Consider the following 18,833-nt stretch of genomic DNA (forward strand, 5'->3'; position numbering starts at 1 on the left):
TACCAGGTTTGGGTGGCCTTGAACTTCTCGATACCGGCCTTCAGGCCAGCGTCGATTTCGTCGTTAAAGTCACCCTTCTCGTTGATCTTCGCCAGCAGAGCGGCGTGATCCCGGTTGAAGTAAGCAATCAGGGCCTGTTCGAATGCACCAATTTTGGCGACTTCGATATCGACCAGGAAACCACGCTCGGCGGCATACAGCGACAGCGACATGTCGGCGATCGACATCGGCGCATATTGCTTCTGCTTCATCAGCTCGGTAACGCGCTGACCATGCTCAAGCTGCTTGCGGGTGGCTTCGTCCAGGTCGGAGGCGAACTGGGCGAAGGCCGCCAGTTCACGGTACTGAGCCAGAGCGGTACGGATACCACCGGAGAGCTTCTTGATGATCTTGGTCTGGGCCGCACCACCCACGCGGGATACCGAAATACCGGCGTTGACCGCAGGACGGATACCCGAGTTGAACATGGCCGATTCCAGGAAGATCTGACCGTCGGTGATCGAGATCACGTTGGTCGGAACGAACGCGGAAACGTCGCCCGCCTGGGTTTCGATGATCGGCAGAGCGGTCAGGGAACCGGTCTTGCCAGTCACGGCGCCATTGGTGAACTTCTCGACGTACTCTTCGGATACGCGGGAAGCGCGCTCCAGCAGACGGCTGTGGAGATAGAACACGTCGCCTGGGTAGGCTTCACGGCCTGGCGGACGGCGCAGCAGCAGGGAAATCTGGCGGTAAGCCACTGCTTGCTTGGACAGATCGTCATACACGATCAGCGCGTCTTCACCGCGGTCGCGGAAGTATTCGCCCATGGTGCAACCGGCGTACGGTGCGATGAACTGCAGAGCAGCGGATTCGGAAGCGCTCGCGGCGACGACTATGGTGTTAGCCAGCGCGCCGTTTTCTTCCAGCTTGCGTACCACGTTGGCGATGGTCGATTGCTTCTGACCTATGGCTACGTACACGCACTTAATACCGCTGTTTTTCTGGTTGATGATGGCGTCGATGGCCAGAGCGGTTTTACCGATCTGACGGTCACCGATGATCAGCTCGCGCTGGCCACGGCCAACCGGGATCATGGCGTCAACCGACTTGTAACCGGTTTGCACCGGCTGGTCGACCGACTTACGCCAGATCACGCCCGGCGCAACCTTCTCAACCGCGTCGGTAGCGACGTTGTTCAGCGGGCCTTTGCCGTCAATTGGGTTGCCCAGTGCGTCGACTACGCGGCCCAGCAGTTCCGGACCCACCGGAACTTCCAGGATACGGCCGGTGCACTTGGCGCTCATGCCTTCGGCGAGGGTGGTATAGCCACCCAGTACCACGGCACCGACGGAGTCTTGCTCCAGGTTCAGCGCCATACCGTAGACACCGCCCGGGAACTCGATCATTTCGCCGTACATCACATCGGCGAGACCGTGAATGCGCACGATACCGTCGGAAACGGAAACGATGGTGCCTTCGTTACGGGCTTGAGAGGCGACATCGAGTTTCTCGATACGCCCCTTGATGATTTCACTTATTTCGGAAGGATTGAGTTGCTGCATAGCTCTGCTGCCCCTTCAAACTCAAGATTTCAATGCTTCGGCCAGCTTCGCGAGTTTGCCGCGAACTGAGCCATCGATAACCAGGTCGCCGGCGCGGATCACGACACCACCGATCAGGGTGGCATCCTCCGCGGCGTGCAGACGCACTTCTCGGCCGAGCCGTGCACTGAGAACCTTGGCGAGTTTGTCTTGCTGTTCATCGCTCAATGCGAAGGCACTGGTGACATCCACGTCGATCGACTTTTCCTGCTCGGCCTTGTACAGCTCGAACAGTTCAACGATCTCTGGCAACAGGGCCAGACGCTCGTTTTCGGCGACGATGTGGATGAAATTGCGTACCTGGGCGTCGAACTTGTCACCACACACCTCGACAAAGGTGGTGGCCTTATCTGTACTCGTCAAACGCGGAGCCTTGAGCATGCTCTGCATGGTGCCGTCTTGCGACACCGCAGCAGCCAGGCCGAGCATGGCTGACCAATTGGCCAGCTGCTGGTGAGCCTGGGCATACTCGAAGGCAGCCTTAGCGTAAGGTCGGGCCAGCGTGGTCAGTTCTGCCATGATCGCGCCCTCGCTTAAATTTCGGCTGCCAGTTTGTTAACCAGCTCCGCATGCGCGTTTTGGTCGATAGATGCGCCCAGGATCTTCTCGGCAGCGCTAACGGCCAGGCTACCCAATTGGGCGCGCAGCGCGTCTTTGACGCCATTCAGTTCCTGCTCGATCTCGGCCAGAGCCTGAGCCTTCACACGGTCAGCTTCGACACGGGCCTGATCACGGGCTTCGTCGACGATCTGAGTTCCGCGCTTCTTGGCTTGCTCAATGATTTCGGCAGCTTGGCCTTTGGCTTCGCGCAGTTGTTGACCCACTTTCTCTTGGGTCAACTCCAGGTCACGAGCCGCACGGCTAGCAGCGTCCAAGCCATCTGCGATCTTCTTCTGACGTTCTTGCAAAGCCGTAATGACCGGAGGCCATACGAACTTCATGCAGAACAGCACGAAGATGAAGAAGGCAACGGATTGGCCAATCAGGGTTGCATTAATGTTCACGCCAACACCTCGCTCGTTCGTTGTCCGTCAAACCAATCAACTCGAAAGTCGAGTGATTAGCCTGCGATTTGACCAACGAAGGGGTTCGCGAAGGTGAAGAACAGTGCGATACCAACACCGATCATGGTCACGGCGTCGAGCAGACCGGCGACGATGAACATTTTCACTTGCAGCATCGGAACCATTTCCGGTTGACGCGCAGCGCCTTCCAGGAACTTGCCGCCCAGCAGGCCGAAACCAATGGCGGTACCCAGGGCACCCAAGCCAATCAGCAGTGCAACAGCGATAGCGGTCAGACCAACTACAGTTTCCATCTTTCCTCCCGACTTTTACGTCGTATTGGTTAAGGTTTTTCTAAGGGTAAAGCGGTAAAGCAAAATCGGTACTTCTGTTGCCCTTGCGGGCGTCCACTCAAAACACCGCACAGCCTCTTCCGCCCTTCGGGCACCTTCTCCCTGAAGGGAGAAGGTCAGCGGATGCGCTACGCGTTTTTAATGGTTGTCTTCGTGTGCCAGCGACAGATAGATGATGGTCAGCACCATGAAGATAAAGGCCTGCAGGGTGATGATCAGGATGTGGAACACCGCCCACGCCCACTGCAGTGCTATGCCCAAGCCACTGAGCCAGAGAATGCCGCTGCCGAACATCACGGCGATCAGGATAAACACCAGTTCGCCGGCATACATGTTGCCGAACAGACGCAGGGCCAGCGAAATCGGCTTGGCTACCAGGGTCACGAACTCCAGCAGGAAGTTGACCGGCACGAAGAGGGCCTGGACCAGCAGGTTCTTGCTACTGAACGGATGCAGGGTCAGTTCGCCGATGAAACCGCCGATGCCCTTGATCTTGATGCTGTAGAAAATGATCAGCGCAAACACCGACAAGGACATGGCCAGGGTGGCATTCGGGTCGGTGGTCGGCACGGCGCGGAACACCAGATGCTCATTACCGGAAATCAGCGCCGCCACCTGGGGAATCCAGTCCACCGGCACCAGGTCGACGGCGTTCATCAGGAAGATCCACACGAAGATGGTCAGCGCCAGCGGGGCGATCAGCGGGTTACGGCCGTGGAAGGTGTCCTTGACGCTGCCGTCGACGAACTCAATCATCACTTCAACGAAGTTCTGCAGACCACCCGGCTGACCGGAGGTCGCTTTTCGCGCGGCCAAGCGGAACAGCAGGATAAAGATCAGACCGAGGCCAATGGACCAGCCGAGGGTATCGACGTGGAAAGCCCAAAAGCCCATTTCTTTGGCTTCTTGTGCGGTGTGGGCGAAGCCCCAGTCACCATTAGGCAGCTGCCCGTAAGTCAGGTTCTGCAGGTGGTGCTGGATATAGCCCGAAGCGGTTTGTTCTGCCATGTTTGCCTCAAACGCCTTAAGGTCTCGAAAGTCTTGTTCTCATCAGCAGGGGCGAGAACCAGTTGACCAACTGGATCAGGAAGAACACGCCGAATACCGCCAGCGCGTCCAATGGCTTCACCCCCGCGAACGTCAGCGTAAACAGCGCTGCCGTCAAAATCATCTTGCCCGCCTCGCCGGCATAAAAAGACCGGACTATGGCTTGAGCGGCCCGCGCACCACTGAAACGGAACGCTTTATGGGCGAAATACATATTCGGTAGCCAGGCAATCAAGCCACCGCACAGCCCAGAGTATCCACTTACCGCGCCACGCCACTGCCACAAAACGACTGCGGCGAGTAACAGTACGACGAGTTGGGTGAGCAGGACGGGAAACACCGGCAAACGATGGAAGGGCAGGCGGTTGGGCGTGCGTACATCCATCAAGCTTTCTCCGGCTTTTCGGCCTCTGGTGTCAGCCGTTTGCAATCAGCAACTTGGCAACGACTTGGCATACTTTGTGCCGACGAAATGCGCGCAGAGTATAGGGGCGGTTCCCCCCCCATTCAACTGCCAGGTAGTTATTTCCAACTACCAACTACAGGCGTATTTGTTTTAGCGGATGTGGGCCAGCACGCCCTGCAACTCATCCAAAGAGCTGTAACGAATCACCAGTTGGCCTTTGCCTTTTTGCCCGTGCTTGATCTGCACCGGAGAGCCCAGGCGCTCGGCCAGGCGCTGTTCTAGGCGGCTGATATCCGGGTCGACTTTGGCCACTGCCGCAGGCTTGTCTTTGCTGTTCAACCACTGGCGTACCAGTGCCTCAGTTTGGCGCACGGTAAGGCCGCGTGCGACAACATGTCGCGCACCCTCGGTCTGCTGTTCGGCCGGCAGACCGAGCAAGGCGCGGGCATGGCCCATCTCCAGATCGCCATGGGACAGGAGGATCTTGATCTCTTCCGGCAGGGCGATCAGGCGCAACAGGTTGCTGATGGTCACCCGCGACTTGCCCACGGCATCGGCGACCTGCTGCTGAGTCAGCTGGAACTCCTGCTGCAAGCGCTGCAGGGCCATGGCTTCTTCGATCGGGTTGAGGTCTTCGCGCTGGATGTTTTCGATCAGCGCCATGGCGATGGCCGCTTCATCCGGCAACTCGCGGACCATGGCCGGGATCTTGTCCAGCCCGGCCTGCTGGCTGGCGCGCCAACGGCGCTCACCGGCGACTATCTCGAAACGGCCTTCGGCCAGCGGACGCACCACTATCGGCTGCATCACCCCGTGGGATTTGATCGACTGCGCCAGTTCTTCCAGGGCGGTGGCGTCCATATCCCGGCGCGGCTGGTATTTGCCGCGCTGGATCAGGTCCAGGGGCAGGTATTGCAGTTCGCGGCTGTCGACCCGAGCGGCTTCTTCCTGCAAAGCGCTGACGCTGGTTCCGCCCAACAGGGCATCCAAACCGCGTCCCAGTCCTCGTTTCTTGAGAGCCATACGAATTTCCTTAAGCGGTTGCGGTGTGGGCGCTGGCGCGCTGACGACGTACCAGTTCGCCGGCCAGGGCCAGGTAGGCAATGGCACCACGGGATTGCTTGTCGTACACCAGCGCCGGCATGCCGAAGCTCGGTGCCTCAGCCAGACGCACGTTACGCGGGATCACGGTTTGGTACAGGGTCTCGGGGAAATGCTGCTTGAGCTGCGCCGAGACATCGTTGGTCAGGCTGATGCGCGGGTCGTACATGGTGCGCAGCAGGCCTTCGATCTTCAGCTTGGGGTTCAAGATCTCGGCGATGCGCTGGATGCTGTTGACCAGGTCGCTCAAGCCTTCCAGGGCGTAGTACTCGCACTGCATGGGGATGATCACGCCATCGGCGGCGACCAGGGCGTTGACCGTCAGCATCGACAGCGCCGGCGGACAGTCGATCAGGATGTAGTCGTAATTCTCGCGGATCGGCGCCAGGGCATAACGCAGCCGGCTTTCCTTCATTTTCATTTCCAGCAGCGACACTTCCGCGGCGGTGAGGTCGCGGTTGGCCGGCAGCAGCTGATAACCGCCGTGCTCGGAGAACTGCATGGCCTCGACCAGGTTGCATTCGCCGATCAGCACGTCGTAGATCGAGTGCTCCAGATCGTGCTTGTCCACGCCGCTGCCCATGGTGGCGTTGCCCTGGGGGTCGAGGTCGATCAGCAGCACGCGGCGCTTGGTCGCCACCAGAGAGGCCGCCAGATTGATGCAGGTGGTGGTCTTGCCCACGCCGCCTTTCTGGTTAGCGATTGCGAATACCTTAGCCATGCTGCCGTTCCCCCTAAACCGAGCGACGCAGTATCAGCAGATGGCGCTGACCTTGGCAACCGGGAACCTTGAGTACATGGGTGGCGCTGAGACGGAAGTCCGCGGGCAGGGCCTGCAACTCGTCGTCCGGGTGCACGCCTTTCATCGCCAGCCACTGGGTTTGCTCACCACCGAGATGGCGGGTCCAGTTGGAAAAATCTTCCAGGGAGCTGAACGCCCGCGAGCAGATACCGCTAAACGGCATATCCGGTCGGTAGTCTTCGACCCGGCTGTGGATAACTTGCAGGTTGGCCAGTTTCAACTCCAGTTTGACCTGGGTGAGGAAGCGGGTTTTCTTGCCGTTGGAGTCCAGCAGGGTGAACTGTCGCTCGGGAAACAGGATGGCCAGGGGAATGCCCGGCATACCGCCGCCGCTGCCGACGTCCAGCCAGTTATCCCCAGCCTCGCGCACATGAGCGACCACGGACAGGCTGTCGAGCAGATGACGCGACACCATCTCGTCCGGATCGCGCACTGCGGTGAGGTTGTAGGCCTTGTTCCACTTGATCAGCAGAGCCAGGTAGGCGAGCAACTGCTCGTGCTGCTCGGCGCTGAGTTCGACGCCCAGCTCGCGGGCACCCTGGCTCAGTTCTTCGGCGTGACGGGCGGTGACCAGAGACATCAGGCGCTGTGCTCCAACTGCTGACCGGCAGTACGCTTCTTCAGGTGGATCAGCAGCAGGGAAATGGCTGCCGGGGTGACGCCGGGAATCCGCGAGGCCTGGCCCAGGGTTTCCGGGCGGGTGTTGCCGAGCTTATGCTGGATTTCCTTGGACAAGCCGGAAATCCCCGCGTAGTCGATATCGGTGGGCAGCTTGGTGTTCTCACTGGCGCGCAGACGGGCGATCTCGTCCTGCTGGCGGTCGATATAACCGGCGTACTTGGTCTTGATCTCGACCTGCTCGGCCACTTGCGGATCTTCGGCGCCGCCGCCGGTGATGGCGATCAGCCCGGCGTAATCGATTTCCGGACGCGACAGCAGATTGAGCAGGTTGTACTCGTGGGTCAACGGCGTGCCGAAACGCTCGGCAATCGCATCGCCCTGGGTCGTACCCGGACGCACCCAGGTGCTTTTCAGTCGTTGTTCTTCCTGAATGATGCCTTCGCGCTTGGCCTCGAAGGCCGCCCAGCGCACGTCATCCACCAGGCCCAGTTCGCGACCTTTTTCGGTCAGGCGCAAGTCGGCGTTGTCTTCGCGCAGGATCAGGCGGTACTCGGCCCGCGAGGTGAACATGCGGTAGGGCTCCTGGGTGCCCAGGGTGATCAGGTCGTCGACCAGCACGCCGATATAGGCCTCGTCGCGGCGCGGACACCAGCTGTCCTTGCCCTGGGCACGCAACGCGGCGTTGGCCCCGGCGAGCAAACCCTGGGCACCGGCTTCTTCGTAGCCGGTGGTGCCGTTGATCTGCCCGGCGAAGTACAGCCCGGCGATCACCTTGGTTTCCAGGCTGTACTTGAGATCACGCGGATCGAAGTAATCGTATTCGATGGCGTAGCCGGGGCGAACGATATGGGCGTTTTCCATGCCGCGGATGCTGCGCACTATGTCCAGCTGCACGTCGAAGGGCAGTGAGGTGGAGATGCCGTTGGGGTACAGCTCATGGGTATTCAGGCCTTCGGGCTCGATAAAGACCTGATGGCTGTCCTTGTCGGCGAAGCGGTGGATCTTGTCTTCGATGGACGGGCAGTAGCGCGGACCGACCCCTTCGATCACCCCGGAATACATAGGCGAGCGATCCAGGTTGGCCGCGATGATCTCGTGGGTACGCGCGTTGGTGTGGGTGATCCAGCAGCTGACCTGCCGCGGTTGCTGCTCGGCACGACCAAGGAACGACATCAGCGGCGTGGGCGTATCGCCCGGCTGCTCGGTCATTACCGAGAAGTCCACGGAGCGGCCGTCGATGCGTGGCGGCGTACCGGTTTTCAAACGGCCGACACGCAGCGGCAATTCGCGCAGACGCTGCGCCAGGGCAATCGAAGGTGGATCGCCAGCGCGACCGCCTGAGTAGTTCTGCAGCCCTATGTGGATAAGTCCGCCGAGGAAGGTGCCAGTGGTCAATACCACCGAATCGGCCATAAAACGCAGACCCATCTGGGTCACTACGCCTTTGACCTCGGCGTTTTCCACAATCAGGTCGTCGGCTGCCTGCTGAAATATCCACAGGTTGGCCTGGTTTTCCAGGGTTTCTCGGATAGCGGCCTTGTACAGCACCCGATCGGCCTGGGCGCGAGTGGCGCGTACGGCTGGGCCCTTGCGGCTGTTCAGCACACGGAACTGGATACCACCTTTGTCGGTAGCTTCGGCCATGGCGCCGCCGAGGGCGTCGATTTCCTTGACCAGATGGCTCTTGCCTATCCCACCGATAGCGGGGTTGCAGCTCATCTGCCCGAGGGTTTCCACGTTATGCGTCAGCAGCAGGGTTTTTACCCCCATGCGTGCTGCCGCCAGTGCGGCCTCGGTGCCGGCATGACCGCCGCCGATGACGATCACTTGAAAACGGGAAGGGAAATCCACCACGCACCTCGTGCCTGTTGAGAAATGGGGGGCTTTTAAGTTTGAAAAGCTGGAAAGGCGGCAAGTATAGGGATTTAGCCGGTGTGAAAGAAGCCTTTTGCACAAAAAATAGCCAGCTGCCTGGGGAGCTAAGCAGGTAGGTCGGTTAATAGAGAATAAAAGAGAGAATTTTTATAAAGCCTTGTTTATATGTTTATTACTTATGCGCGGCTTTTCTGTGGATAGATGGCTACAGGCCAATAAGTACGAGGCCTCTAGCGGTTAAAAAGTCTGTGTTGATCCTGCCGCCTACCTGTTCAGTTGCCGTACGCAAGCTGTGGATTAAATCCAGTGTTATCCACAGGGGCGGTTATCCTCCGTTTTATCACCGGGTTATGGACCGGGCTTAGGCCGGGTTTTCCACAGGGCTTAGCCGGGTAAATAAGTGGATTGGCGGCTATCTTTCGCCCAGGCGAACGCCTGCCCGAGCGGCATAAAGAGGGATTTCAGGACGTAGGATGGGTTAGGCGCAGGCAGGAAATATTGAATACGGCAGGAGGTTCGATGCGCCGTAACCCATCAGGAATGCCCAACAGCATGATGGGTTACGCTGCGCGTTGGCGACAGGTTCAATGCTCTCGCCGCCCAGACTACTTGCCGATACAGAAGCTGGAGAAGATCCGCCCCAGCAGGTCATCGGAACTGAAGGCCCCGGTGATTTCGCCCAAGGCTTGCTGGGCTTGGCGCAGGTCTTCGGCCAGCAGTTCACCGGCCCCCGCCAGGGTCAGCTGGGCATGGCCATGCTCCAGATGGGTTGCGGCCTGGCGCAGCGCCTCCAGGTGGCGTCTGCGCGCGCTGAAGCTGCTCTCGGCGGTCTGCTCGTAGCCCATACAGGCCTTGAGGTGTTCCCTGAGCAGATCCAGGCCGTCATTGGCTTTGGCCGACAGGCTGATGCTGACATGGCCATCGTTGCACCGCTCGAGCACCACGGCTTCGCCGGACAGATCGGCCTTGTTGCGGATCAGGGTGACCTTGGCCGGGTCCGGGCGTTGCTCGAGAAACTCCGGCCACAGGGCAAAGGGATCGTCGGCTTCTGGTGCCGTGGCATCCACCACCAGCAGGATGCGGTCGGCCTCGCCAATCGCCTTGAGCGCTCGCTCTACTCCGATCTTTTCCACCTGATCCTCGGTGGCGCGCAGGCCGGCGGTATCCACCACATGCAGCGGCATGCCATCGATATGGATATGTTCGCGCAGCACGTCACGGGTGGTGCCGGCTATCTCGGTGACTATGGCCGCCTCGCGCCCGGCCAGGGCGTTGAGCAGGCTGGACTTACCGGCGTTGGGACGACCGGCTATCACTACCGTCATGCCGTCGCGCAGCAAGGCGCCTTGCCCGGCTTCGCGCAGCACCCCGGCCAAATCCGTGCGCACGCCATCCAGTAGGTTGAGCACATGGCCATCGGCGAGAAAGTCGATTTCCTCTTCGGGAAAATCGATGGCCGCCTCGACATAGATGCGCAGGTTGATCAGGCGCTCGGTCAGGCCATGCACCCGGCGGGAAAACTCGCCCTGCAGGGAGCGCAGGGCATTGCGCGCGGCCTGTTCGGAGCTGGCCTCGATCAGGTCGGCAATCGCCTCGGCCTGGGCCAGGTCGAGCTTGTCATTGAGGAAGGCGCGTTCGCTGAATTCCCCCGGGCGAGCCAGGCGCGCACCCAGTTGCACACAGCGGCGCAGCAGCAGATCCAACACCACCGGGCCGCCATGGCCCTGCAGTTCCAGCACATCTTCGCCGGTAAAGGAGTTCGGGCCGGGGAAATACAGCGCCAGGCCTTCATCCAGCACCTGCTCGGCATCGGCGAAGAAGGGGCCGTAATGGGCATAGCGCGGCTTGAGTTCGCGTTGGCAAATCGCCTGGGCCAGTTTTTCCGCCAAGGGGCCAGAGACTCGCACTATGCCGACCCCGCCACGACCTTGGGCGGTGGCGATGGCGGCTATGGTTTCGCGGGCTGTGTGCATGCTGGTCTCCAAACGCTGGATAGCAAGACGCCCCACTGTGGGGGCGTCTTTTTAACGGCTGGCTTGAGCTGGGAGGCTCGACGGGTTAAGCCGCAGCCGCCTTGGTCGCCGCTTCGATCTTGCGGGTAATGTACCACTGCTGTGCGATCGACAGGATGTTGTTGACCACCCAGTACAGCACCAGACCGGCGGGGAACCAGAGGAAGAAGAAGGTGAAAATGATCGGCATCATCTTCATTACCTTGGCCTGCATCGGGTCCGGCGGAGTCGGGTTGAGCTGCTGCTGGATAAACATGGTGGCGCCCATGATGATCGGCAGGATAAAGAACGGGTCTTTGATCGCCAGGTCAGTTATCCACAGCAGCCAAGGGGCCTGGCGCATCTCCACGCTTTCCAGCAGCGTCCAGTACAGGGCGAGGAACACCGGCATCTGCACCAGGATCGGCAGGCAGCCCCCCAGCGGGTTGATTTTCTCGGTCTTGTACAGCTCCATCATGGCCTGGGACATCTTCTGCCGATCGTCGCCATGCTGCTCTTTCAACTGAGCCAGCTTGGGTGCGACGGCCCGCATGCGCGCCATGGATTTGTAACTGGCAGCCGACAGCGGGAAGAAGATTAGCTTGATGATCAGGGTCAGGAAGATGATCGACCAGCCCCAGTTACCCAGCAGGCTGTGGATAAGTTCCAGCAACCAGAAGATGGGTTGGGCGATAAACCACAGGATGCCGTAGTCGACGGTCAGCTCGAGACCCGGCGACAGGGTCTTCAGATGGCCTTGTAGCTTCGGGCCGGCATACAGAATGGCACTGGTTTCGCCCTGAGCGCCGGCAGCAACCTGAATGGCCGGGCCGGTAAAGCCGACAATGTAGTTGCCTTGGCTATCTTTGCGGGTCTGTACTTGGTTAGTGCTGTCTTTGCTTGGAATCCAGGCAGTGACGAAGTAATGCTGTAGCCAGGCAACCCAGCCTCCTTGAACGCTTTCTTTGAAGGCTTGCTTGTCGATATCTTTCATCGACACTTTTTTGTACGGCTCTTCCGCGGTCCACAGCGCGCCACCCAGGTAGGTCGCGGTGCCGGTGGCGGTGGTGGAGGACGGATCGTCGCTGCCATCACGCTTGAGCTGAGCGAACATAGTGCCGCTCCAGGCTTGGCCGCTCTGGTTGTCGATCAGGTAGCTGACAGTCACCTGATAGGAGGAGGGGTCTACGCAACCGGGTTTCTTCTGCAGCTGCTCTTTGGCCGAGCACTCGGCATTCAAACCGCGCTTGAAGGTGAAGCGCTTGATGTAGTTGACGCCGTCTTCGCTGAGCTTGAGATCGACCTGCAGTTGCTCCTGACCATCGGCCAGCTGGTAACTTTTCTGCGCGCTGCTCCACAGGGAGCGACCGCTGGATTTGTCCGGCGCCTTGACCCCGATCAAACCGCTCTGGGCCAGATACGTACGCTCTGTGCCGTTATCGAACAGCTGGAAAGGCACATCCGGACGATCCTGACGGCGTGGGTACTGCGGCAAACGCAGTTGCACCACATCGCCACCGCGCGGGTCGATGGCCAGATCCAGCACATCGGTTTTCACCCGAATCAGTTCATCGCTGACGGCCGTTGGGCTAACGCTGGCGGAACCCGCTCCGACTGCAGGCGCTGCACTCGGAATATCGTCGCTGCTGGCAGCAGGGGAACCATTGGCGCTGGTATCCGGTAGCGCCGGAACAGCGTTGCTGGCTGCGGCAATTTCAGTCGGCAGGGCAGCTTGACCGTAGTCCTGGTTCCACTGGAGAACCATCATATAGGACACGATTGCCAGGGCGACGATCAGGATCGAGCGTTGAATATCCATGATTATTCGGCCATCGAAGGGGAACGGGAGGTTTTCGCGGGGGGAACCGGGTCGTAGCCACCGGGATTCCACGGGTGACAGCGGCCAAGCCGACGGGCAGTCAGCCAGCCACCACGCATGACGCCATGTTGTTCAATGGCCTCAAGCGCGTAGCAAGAGCAGCTCGGGTAAAAGCGACAGTGACTGGCCATCAAGGGGCTGATGGCGTAGCGGTAGAACTGGATGGGAAGCAAGACCAGTTTACGCATGGGGACTGTCGTCTACCCCGGTTTGGGCAGGAGCTGGCGGGTTGGCTTTGCTGCGTGCCAGGCGTTTCCAGAGTTTGCCGAATTGGAGGGCCAATTCGCTATTCTCCAGATCGCCCAGTCCCTTACGCGCGACCACCACTATGTCCCAGCCAACCAGGTTGTCCTGGTTGAGGCGGAACGATTCGCGGATTTGGCGTTTCAGGCGATTGCGCTCAACAGCGAGCTTTACGCTCTTTTTCCCAATCACCAAGCCCAGGCGGGGGTGATCGAGGTCGTTGTTGCGCGCCAGCAGCAGGACATTTTTGCCCGGAGCTTTGCCGCTAGGGGAGTCGAAGACTGCCTTGAATTGCCGGGGGGTTAGCAGACGCTTTTCCCGACTGAAGTCTCGACTCACCACAAGACCGAAATTTAGACGGCGAGACGCTTACGGCCCTTGGCGCGGCGACGCGACAGGACGGCACGGCCGTTCTTGGTGGCCATACGAGCACGGAAACCGTGGGTGCGAGCGCGTTTGATAGTGCTGGGTTGGAAAGTACGTTTCATGGTGCGGTACCTGGGTGGTCGACTACGGGCCGGAATGGCCCCCGTTTTAAGAGACCGGCAATTCTAGAGAAACCCGAGGGTCAGGTCAATTTCCAACCAGGCTTTTCCTGCATAAAGAAATATAAAGAAGAGAATATTTAAAGATTCTTTGTAATGTTAGTAGCTATTAGCTGGCCTTGCAGCTGTGCATAAGTGCCTGTAGGCCAATAAAATAGCGGGCTTGAGCGCAGAGTAAGTCTGTCGAGAAACCGTGCGGCGACTGTGTGGAACAGGCGCATAAGCTGAGGATGGAATGGCTTTTTACCCACAGCAGGGTTTTCCACCGGGTTTCGCCCCGGTTTATCCCATGCCCTTGGGCGCTGTTATCCACAGGCCTTAGGCGAACCGTGCGGTTGCCTGCAAAACCCAATAACACCTTGATTTTACTTGCGCGTAACGCGGTTTACGTGTGGATAACTCCAGCCTCGGCGGCTACAATGACGGCTGTTTTTTGCCTCGCCGCCTTTCGATTTAGGGGATATCCGTGTCTGTGGAACTTTGGCAGCAGTGCGTCGAGCTTTTGCGCGATGAGCTGCCTGCTCAGCAATTCAACACCTGGATCCGTCCACTGCAGGTCGAAGCCGAAGGCGACGAGCTTCGCGTCTATGCGCCGAACCGTTTCGTGCTCGACTGGGTCAATGAAAAGTACCTGACCCGTCTGCTCGAGCTCTTGGCAGAGCGCACCAATGGCTTGGTGCCTGCGCTTTCCTTATTAATAGGCAGCAAACGCAGCGCCACACCTCGCGCTGCGGCATCGGTGTCGACTCCTGCGCCCGTGCAAAGCAGCACCAGTAGCGCGCCTGAGTCGAAGGTGAAAGCGGCCGATGCCCAGGCCGAGCCTTCCCGCTCGCGCTTCGACACCATGTCTTCCTCGTCGCAGCCGTCCAGCAACGCGAGCGGCTCGCCGCGTACCGAGCGCACTGTGCAGGTGGAGGGTGCGCTGAAGCACACCAGCTACCTCAATCGCACCTTTACCTTCGATAACTTCGTCGAAGGTAAATCCAACCAGTTGGCCCGCGCGGCGGCCTGGCAGGTGGCGGACAATCCCAAGCACGGTTACAACCCGCTGTTCCTTTATGGTGGCGTGGGCTTGGGTAAGACCCACTTGATGCATGCGGAGGGTAATCACCTGTTGCAGAAAAACCCGAATGCCAAGGTGGTGTACCTGCATTCCGAGCGCTTCGTTGCCGACATGGTCAAGGCATTGCAGCTGAATGCGATCAACGAGTTCAAGCGCTTCTACCGTTCGGTGGATGCACTGCTGATCGACGACATTCAATTCTTCGCCAAGAAAGAGCGTTCCCAGGAAGAGTTCTTCCACACCTTCAACGCCTTGCTCGAAGGTGGTCAGCAGGTGATTCTCACCAGCGACCGTTACCCGAAAGAAATCGAGGGTCTGGAAGAGCGTCTCAAGTCGCGTTTCGGCTGGGGCCTGACGGTAGCCGTCGAGCCGCCCGAGCTGGAAACCCGGGTGGCGATCCTGATGAAGAAGGCCGATCAGGCCAAGGTCGATCTGCCCCACGACGCCGCCTTCTTTATTGCCCAGCGCATTCGCTCCAACGTGCGCGAGCTGGAAGGCGCGCTGAAGCGGGTGATCGCTCACTCGCACTTTATGGGTCGCGATATCACCATCGAGCTGATCCGCGAGTCGCTCAAGGACTTGTTGGCGCTGCAAGACAAATTGGTCAGCATCGACAATATCCAGCGCACGGTGGCCGAGTATTACAAGATCAAGATTTCCGATCTGCTCTCCAAGCGTCGTTCGCGCTCGGTGGCACGTCCACGGCAGGTGGCCATGGCGCTGTCGAAAGAGCTGACCAACCACAGCCTGCCGGAAATTGGCGATGCCTTCGGCGGCCGCGATCACACCACGGTATTGCATGCATGCCGTAAGATTGCTGAACTTAGGGAATCCGACGCGGACATCCGCGAGGACTATAAAAATCTGCTGCGTACGCTGACTACTTAGAACCAGTTAAAGTCTGCTGCGCGTCGGCTCTGCTGCGTTAAAAACAGCCTCGGAATGCTCATTTACAAAAGTAAACTCCGCTTCCTCGTCTGTTTTTGCCTTGCAGGGCTCTAGCTCGCGAGACTTTGAACAGGTTCTAATTACGCAACTCCACTAGGCAAGGGACTAGACCATGCATTTCACCATTCAACGCGAAGCCTTGTTGAAACCTCTGCAACTGGTCGCTGGCGTCGTGGAACGCCGCCAGACCCTGCCAGTGCTATCGAACGTGCTGCTGGTCGTCGAAGGCCAGCAGCTGTCGCTGACCGGCACCGATCTGGAAGTCGAACTGGTTGGCCGGGTCACCCTGGAAGAGCCAGCCGAGCCCGGCGAAATCACCGTGCCGGCGCGCAAGCTGATGGATATCTGCAAAAGCCTGCCAAGCGATGCGCTGATCGATATCCGTATCGACGAGCAGAAGCTGCTGGTCAAGGCCGGGCGTAGCCGCTTCAGCCTGTCTACCCTGCCCGCCAATGATTTCCCCACAGTGGAAGAAGGTCCGGGTTCGCTGACCTTCAGCCTGGTGCAAAGCAAGCTGCGTCGTTTGATCGAACGCACCAGCTTCGCCATGGCCCAGCAGGACGTGCGTTACTACCTCAACGGCATGCTGATCGAAGTACAGACCGGCATCCTGCGTGCCGTGGCCACCGATGGTCACCGTCTGGCCATGTGTTCCATGGATGCGGCCATCGAGCAGGTCGAGCGTCATCAGGTGATAGTGCCGCGCAAGGGTATTCTCGAACTGGCGCGCCTGCTCACCGAACAGGACGGCAGCGTCAGCATCGTCCTCGGTCAGCACCATATCCGCGCCACCACTGGTGAGTTCACCTTCACCTCGAAACTGGTCGACGGCAAATTCCCGGATTACGAGCGAGTGCTGCCGCGCGGTGGCGACAAGCTGGTGCTTGCCGATCGCCAAGGCCTGCGTGAAGCCTTTAGCCGCACCGCGATTCTCTCCAACGAAAAATACCGCGGCATTCGCCTGCAACTGGAATCCGGCCTGCTGAAAATCCAGGCCAACAACCCGGAGCAGGAAGAGGCCGAGGAAGAGATAGCCGTGGACTACAACGGCAGCGCGCTGGAGATTGGCTTCAACGTCAGCTACCTGCTCGACGTGCTCAGTGTGATGACCACCGACCAGGTGCGTCTGATCCTCTCCGATGCCAACAGCAGCGCCCTGGTGCAGGAAGCCGACAACGACGATTCCTCTTACGTCGTTATGCCGATGCGCTTGTAACCAACAGACAGTTCAAATGTCCCTGATCCGCTTTACCGTCACCGCGGTGCGTAACCTGCACCCGGTGACCCTCTCCCCCTCCCCGCGTATCAATATCCTCTCCGGCGACAATGGCAGCGGCAAAACCAGTTTGCTCGAGGCCATCCATCTGCTGGGCCTGGCCCGCTCCTTCCGTAGCACACGCCTGCTTCCGGTCATCCAGTACGAGCAGCTCGCCTGCACCATCTTTGGCCAGGTTCAGTTGGCTGATGGCCGGCAGAGCAATTTGGGGATTTCCCGCGATCGCCAGGGCGAGTTTCAGATTCGTATCGACGGGCAGAATGCGCGTAGCGCGGCGCAACTGGCCGAGACCCTGCCGCTGCAACTGATCAATCCAGACAGTTTTCGTTTGCTGGAAGGCGCTCCGAAGATCAGGAGGCAGTTTCTCGATTGGGGTGTGTTCCACGTGGAACCTCGCTTCCTCTCGGCCTGGCAGAGACTGCAGAAGGCCCTGCGTCAGCGGAACTCATGGCTGCGGCATGGTACACTTGACGCCGCTTCGCAGGCGGCCTGGGACCGTGAACTATGCCTGGCCAGCGACGAGATCGACGGCTATCGACGCGCCTATATCCAGGCCTTGAAACCGGTCTTCGAGCGCACCCTGAACGAGTTGGTCGAGCTACAAGGCCTGACCCTCAGTTACTACCGAGGATGGGATAAGGAGCGCGAGTTGAATGCTGTGCTCGCCGCTACCCTCTCCCGCGATCAGCAATTGGGTCATACCCAGGCTGGTCCGCAACGCGCCGACCTGAGGTTACGCCTGGGGGCCCATAACGCCGCGGAGATTCTGTCCCGTGGCCAGCAGAAGTTAGTTGTATGTGCCCTGCGCATTGCCCAGGGCCACTTAGTGAATCAGGCCAAGCGCGGCCAATGCATTTATCTGGTGGATGACTTGCCGTCAGAACTGGATGAGCAGCACCGCCGCGCGCTGTGTCGATTATTGGAAGACTTGCACTGCCAGGTGTTTATCACCTGTGTAGACCATGAATTATTGAGGGAAGGCTGGCGCACGGATACGCCAGTTGCCATGTTCCACGTGGAACATGGTGGCATCACCCAGACCCACGACCACCGGGAGTGAAGGCATGAGCGAAAACCAAACGTACGACTCCAATAACATTAAGGTCCTCAAGGGCCTGGATGCCGTACGCAAGCGGCCTGGCATGTACATCGGCGATACCGACGATGGCAGCGGTCTGCACCACATGGTGTTCGAGGTGGTCGACAACTCGATTGACGAAGCCTTGGCGGGGCATTGCAACGAAATCACCATCACCATCCACCCGGATGAGTCCATCAGCGTGCGCGATAACGGCCGTGGCATTCCGGTGGATATCCACAAGGAAGAAGGCGTTTCCGCCGCCGAAGTGATCATGACCGTGCTGCACGCCGGCGGTAAGTTCGACGACAACAGCTACAAGGTCTCGGGCGGTCTGCACGGCGTGGGCGTCTCGGTGGTGAACGCGCTGTCCAAGGAACTGATCCTGACCATCCGCCGTAATGGAAAAATCTGGGAACAGACCTACATCCATGGCGTGCCCCAGGCCCCCTTGGGCCCGGTGGGCGATACCGAAGGCACGGGTACGCAGATCCACTTCAAGCCCTCGGAAGACACCTTCCACAATATCCATTTCAGCTGGGACATCCTGGCCAAGCGTCTGCGCGAGCTGTCGTTCCTCAACTCCGGGGTGGGCATCGTCCTCAAGGACGAGCGCAGCGGTAAGGAAGAGCTGTTCAAATATGAAGGAGGCCTGCGTGCCTTCGTCGAATACCTCAACCACAACAAGACCGCGGTCAACCAGGTGTTCCACTTCAATGTGCAGCGCGATGACGGTGTCGGCGTGGAAGTCGCCCTGCAGTGGAACGACAGCTTCAACGAGAACCTGTTGTGCTTCACCAACAACATTCCCCAGCGCGACGGCGGCACCCACCTGGCCGGCTTCCGTTCGGCGCTGACGCGCAACCTGAATGCCTATATAGAGCAGGAAGGCCTGGCCAAGAAACACAAGATCGCCACCACTGGTGATGACGCCCGCGAAGGCCTGACCGCGATTATCTCGGTGAAGGTCCCGGACCCCAAGTTCAGCTCGCAGACCAAGGACAAGCTGGTTTCCTCC

19 protein-coding genes are annotated in these 18,833 nt (G+C 59.4%); 4 read left to right on the top strand and 15 right to left on the bottom strand.

Going from position 1 to position 18,833, the window contains the following annotated elements; all coding sequences use genetic code 11:
* From atpA to rpmH, 15 genes are all read right to left on the bottom strand, one after another.
* A partial coding sequence (gene atpA / locus Q8Q83_RS04615) for a F0F1 ATP synthase subunit alpha (RefSeq protein WP_305621539.1) occupies positions 1-1,544 on the bottom strand: 1,544 nt, incomplete at its 3' end.
* 21 nt (positions 1,545-1,565) lie between these two features.
* Positions 1,566-2,102 (bottom strand): F0F1 ATP synthase subunit delta, encoded by a 537-nt coding sequence (locus Q8Q83_RS04620; protein WP_305621541.1) that lies wholly within the window; start codon positions 2,100-2,102, stop codon positions 1,566-1,568.
* Between the two features lie 14 nt (positions 2,103-2,116).
* The gene (locus Q8Q83_RS04625; RefSeq protein ID WP_305621542.1) at positions 2,117-2,587 is read right to left on the bottom strand and encodes a F0F1 ATP synthase subunit B; all 471 of its coding nucleotides are present in this window, start codon (positions 2,585-2,587) and stop codon (positions 2,117-2,119) included.
* A gap of 56 nt (positions 2,588-2,643) precedes the next feature.
* Positions 2,644-2,901, bottom strand: a complete 258-nt coding sequence (gene atpE / locus Q8Q83_RS04630) for a F0F1 ATP synthase subunit C (RefSeq protein WP_003097235.1) — start codon at positions 2,899-2,901, stop codon at positions 2,644-2,646.
* Between the two features lie 177 nt (positions 2,902-3,078).
* The gene (atpB, locus tag Q8Q83_RS04635; protein ID WP_305621545.1) at positions 3,079-3,948 is read right to left on the bottom strand and encodes a F0F1 ATP synthase subunit A; all 870 of its coding nucleotides are present in this window, start codon (positions 3,946-3,948) and stop codon (positions 3,079-3,081) included.
* 16 nt (positions 3,949-3,964) lie between these two features.
* Positions 3,965-4,372 carry a F0F1 ATP synthase subunit I gene (locus Q8Q83_RS04640; RefSeq protein WP_305621547.1) on the bottom strand — a complete coding sequence of 136 codons (408 nt, stop codon included), beginning with the start codon at positions 4,370-4,372 and terminating at the stop codon, positions 3,965-3,967.
* A gap of 171 nt (positions 4,373-4,543) precedes the next feature.
* A complete protein-coding gene (locus tag Q8Q83_RS04645) occupies positions 4,544-5,416 on the bottom strand; it encodes a ParB/RepB/Spo0J family partition protein (protein ID WP_305621548.1) in 873 nt (290 codons plus the stop codon).
* Between the two features lie 10 nt (positions 5,417-5,426).
* Positions 5,427-6,215, bottom strand: a complete 789-nt coding sequence (locus tag Q8Q83_RS04650) for a ParA family protein (RefSeq protein ID WP_305621550.1) — start codon at positions 6,213-6,215, stop codon at positions 5,427-5,429.
* Between the two features lie 13 nt (positions 6,216-6,228).
* On the bottom strand, positions 6,229-6,876 hold the full coding sequence (gene rsmG, locus Q8Q83_RS04655; RefSeq protein ID WP_305621551.1) for a 16S rRNA (guanine(527)-N(7))-methyltransferase RsmG: 648 nt from the start codon (positions 6,874-6,876) through the stop codon (positions 6,229-6,231).
* Positions 6,876-8,768: a tRNA uridine-5-carboxymethylaminomethyl(34) synthesis enzyme MnmG gene (gene mnmG / locus Q8Q83_RS04660; RefSeq protein WP_305621553.1), complete on the bottom strand. Its 1,893-nt coding sequence runs from the start codon at positions 8,766-8,768 to the stop codon at positions 6,876-6,878. The genes rsmG and mnmG overlap by 1 nt, the downstream gene beginning before the upstream one ends.
* A gap of 629 nt (positions 8,769-9,397) precedes the next feature.
* Positions 9,398-10,765: a tRNA uridine-5-carboxymethylaminomethyl(34) synthesis GTPase MnmE gene (gene mnmE / locus Q8Q83_RS04665; protein WP_305621555.1), complete on the bottom strand. Its 1,368-nt coding sequence runs from the start codon at positions 10,763-10,765 to the stop codon at positions 9,398-9,400.
* Positions 10,766-10,850: 85 nt separating this feature from the next.
* On the bottom strand, positions 10,851-12,602 hold the full coding sequence (gene yidC, locus Q8Q83_RS04670) for a membrane protein insertase YidC (protein ID WP_305621557.1): 1,752 nt from the start codon (positions 12,600-12,602) through the stop codon (positions 10,851-10,853).
* Between the two features lie 2 nt (positions 12,603-12,604).
* Positions 12,605-12,850, bottom strand: a complete 246-nt coding sequence (gene yidD / locus Q8Q83_RS04675) for a membrane protein insertion efficiency factor YidD (protein ID WP_305621559.1) — start codon at positions 12,848-12,850, stop codon at positions 12,605-12,607.
* Complete coding sequence (gene rnpA, locus Q8Q83_RS04680; protein ID WP_305621561.1) at positions 12,843-13,244, bottom strand: ribonuclease P protein component; 402 nt, start codon at positions 13,242-13,244, stop codon at positions 12,843-12,845. Before rnpA ends, yidD begins: the two co-directional genes overlap by 8 nt.
* Positions 13,245-13,258: 14 nt before the next feature.
* Positions 13,259-13,393 carry a 50S ribosomal protein L34 gene (gene rpmH / locus Q8Q83_RS04685; protein WP_002551315.1) on the bottom strand — a complete coding sequence of 45 codons (135 nt, stop codon included), beginning with the start codon at positions 13,391-13,393 and terminating at the stop codon, positions 13,259-13,261.
* A gap of 523 nt (positions 13,394-13,916) precedes the next feature.
* Between rpmH and dnaA the strand changes: the two genes are divergently transcribed.
* The 4 genes from dnaA to Q8Q83_RS04705 form a co-directional block, all read left to right on the top strand.
* Positions 13,917-15,401, top strand: coding sequence for a chromosomal replication initiator protein DnaA (gene dnaA / locus Q8Q83_RS04690; RefSeq protein WP_305621563.1), 1,485 nt, complete (start codon positions 13,917-13,919; stop codon positions 15,399-15,401).
* Between the two features lie 172 nt (positions 15,402-15,573).
* Positions 15,574-16,677: a DNA polymerase III subunit beta gene (gene dnaN, locus Q8Q83_RS04695; protein ID WP_305621565.1), complete on the top strand. Its 1,104-nt coding sequence runs from the start codon at positions 15,574-15,576 to the stop codon at positions 16,675-16,677.
* Between the two features lie 16 nt (positions 16,678-16,693).
* On the top strand, positions 16,694-17,797 hold the full coding sequence (gene recF, locus Q8Q83_RS04700; RefSeq protein WP_305621567.1) for a DNA replication/repair protein RecF: 1,104 nt from the start codon (positions 16,694-16,696) through the stop codon (positions 17,795-17,797).
* 4 nt (positions 17,798-17,801) lie between these two features.
* A partial coding sequence (locus Q8Q83_RS04705; protein WP_305621569.1) for an ATP-binding protein occupies positions 17,802-18,833 on the top strand: 1,032 nt, incomplete at its 3' end.

The sequence above is a fragment of the Pseudomonas sp. genome (genome assembly GCF_030696055.1).
Taxonomy (GTDB): Bacteria; Pseudomonadota; Gammaproteobacteria; order Pseudomonadales; family Pseudomonadaceae; genus Aquipseudomonas.

Bases quoted from the DNA above. Each gene is read 5' to 3' on its own strand.
- atpB (WP_305621545.1), bottom strand. From the start codon at position 3,948: ATGGCAGAACAAACCGCTTCGGGCTATATCCAGCACCACCTGCAGAAC.
- Q8Q83_RS04640 (WP_305621547.1), bottom strand. From the start codon at position 4,372: ATGGATGTACGCACGCCCAACCGCCTGCCCTTCCATCGTTTGCCGGTG.
- yidD (WP_305621559.1), bottom strand. From the start codon at position 12,850: ATGCGTAAACTGGTCTTGCTTCCCATCCAGTTCTACCGCTACGCCATC.
- dnaN (WP_305621565.1), top strand. From the start codon at position 15,574: ATGCATTTCACCATTCAACGCGAAGCCTTGTTGAAACCTCTGCAACTG.
- atpE (WP_003097235.1), bottom strand. From the start codon at position 2,901: ATGGAAACTGTAGTTGGTCTGACCGCTATCGCTGTTGCACTGCTGATT.
- Q8Q83_RS04645 (WP_305621548.1), bottom strand. From the start codon at position 5,416: ATGGCTCTCAAGAAACGAGGACTGGGACGCGGTTTGGATGCCCTGTTG.
- mnmE (WP_305621555.1), bottom strand. From the start codon at position 10,765: ATGCACACAGCCCGCGAAACCATAGCCGCCATCGCCACCGCCCAAGGT.
- yidC (WP_305621557.1), bottom strand. From the start codon at position 12,602: ATGGATATTCAACGCTCGATCCTGATCGTCGCCCTGGCAATCGTGTCC.
- rsmG (WP_305621551.1), bottom strand. From the start codon at position 6,876: ATGTCTCTGGTCACCGCCCGTCACGCCGAAGAACTGAGCCAGGGTGCC.
- recF (WP_305621567.1), top strand. From the start codon at position 16,694: ATGTCCCTGATCCGCTTTACCGTCACCGCGGTGCGTAACCTGCACCCG.
- Q8Q83_RS04620 (WP_305621541.1), bottom strand. From the start codon at position 2,102: ATGGCAGAACTGACCACGCTGGCCCGACCTTACGCTAAGGCTGCCTTC.
- Q8Q83_RS04650 (WP_305621550.1), bottom strand. From the start codon at position 6,215: ATGGCTAAGGTATTCGCAATCGCTAACCAGAAAGGCGGCGTGGGCAAG.
- rpmH (WP_002551315.1), bottom strand. From the start codon at position 13,393: ATGAAACGTACTTTCCAACCCAGCACTATCAAACGCGCTCGCACCCAC.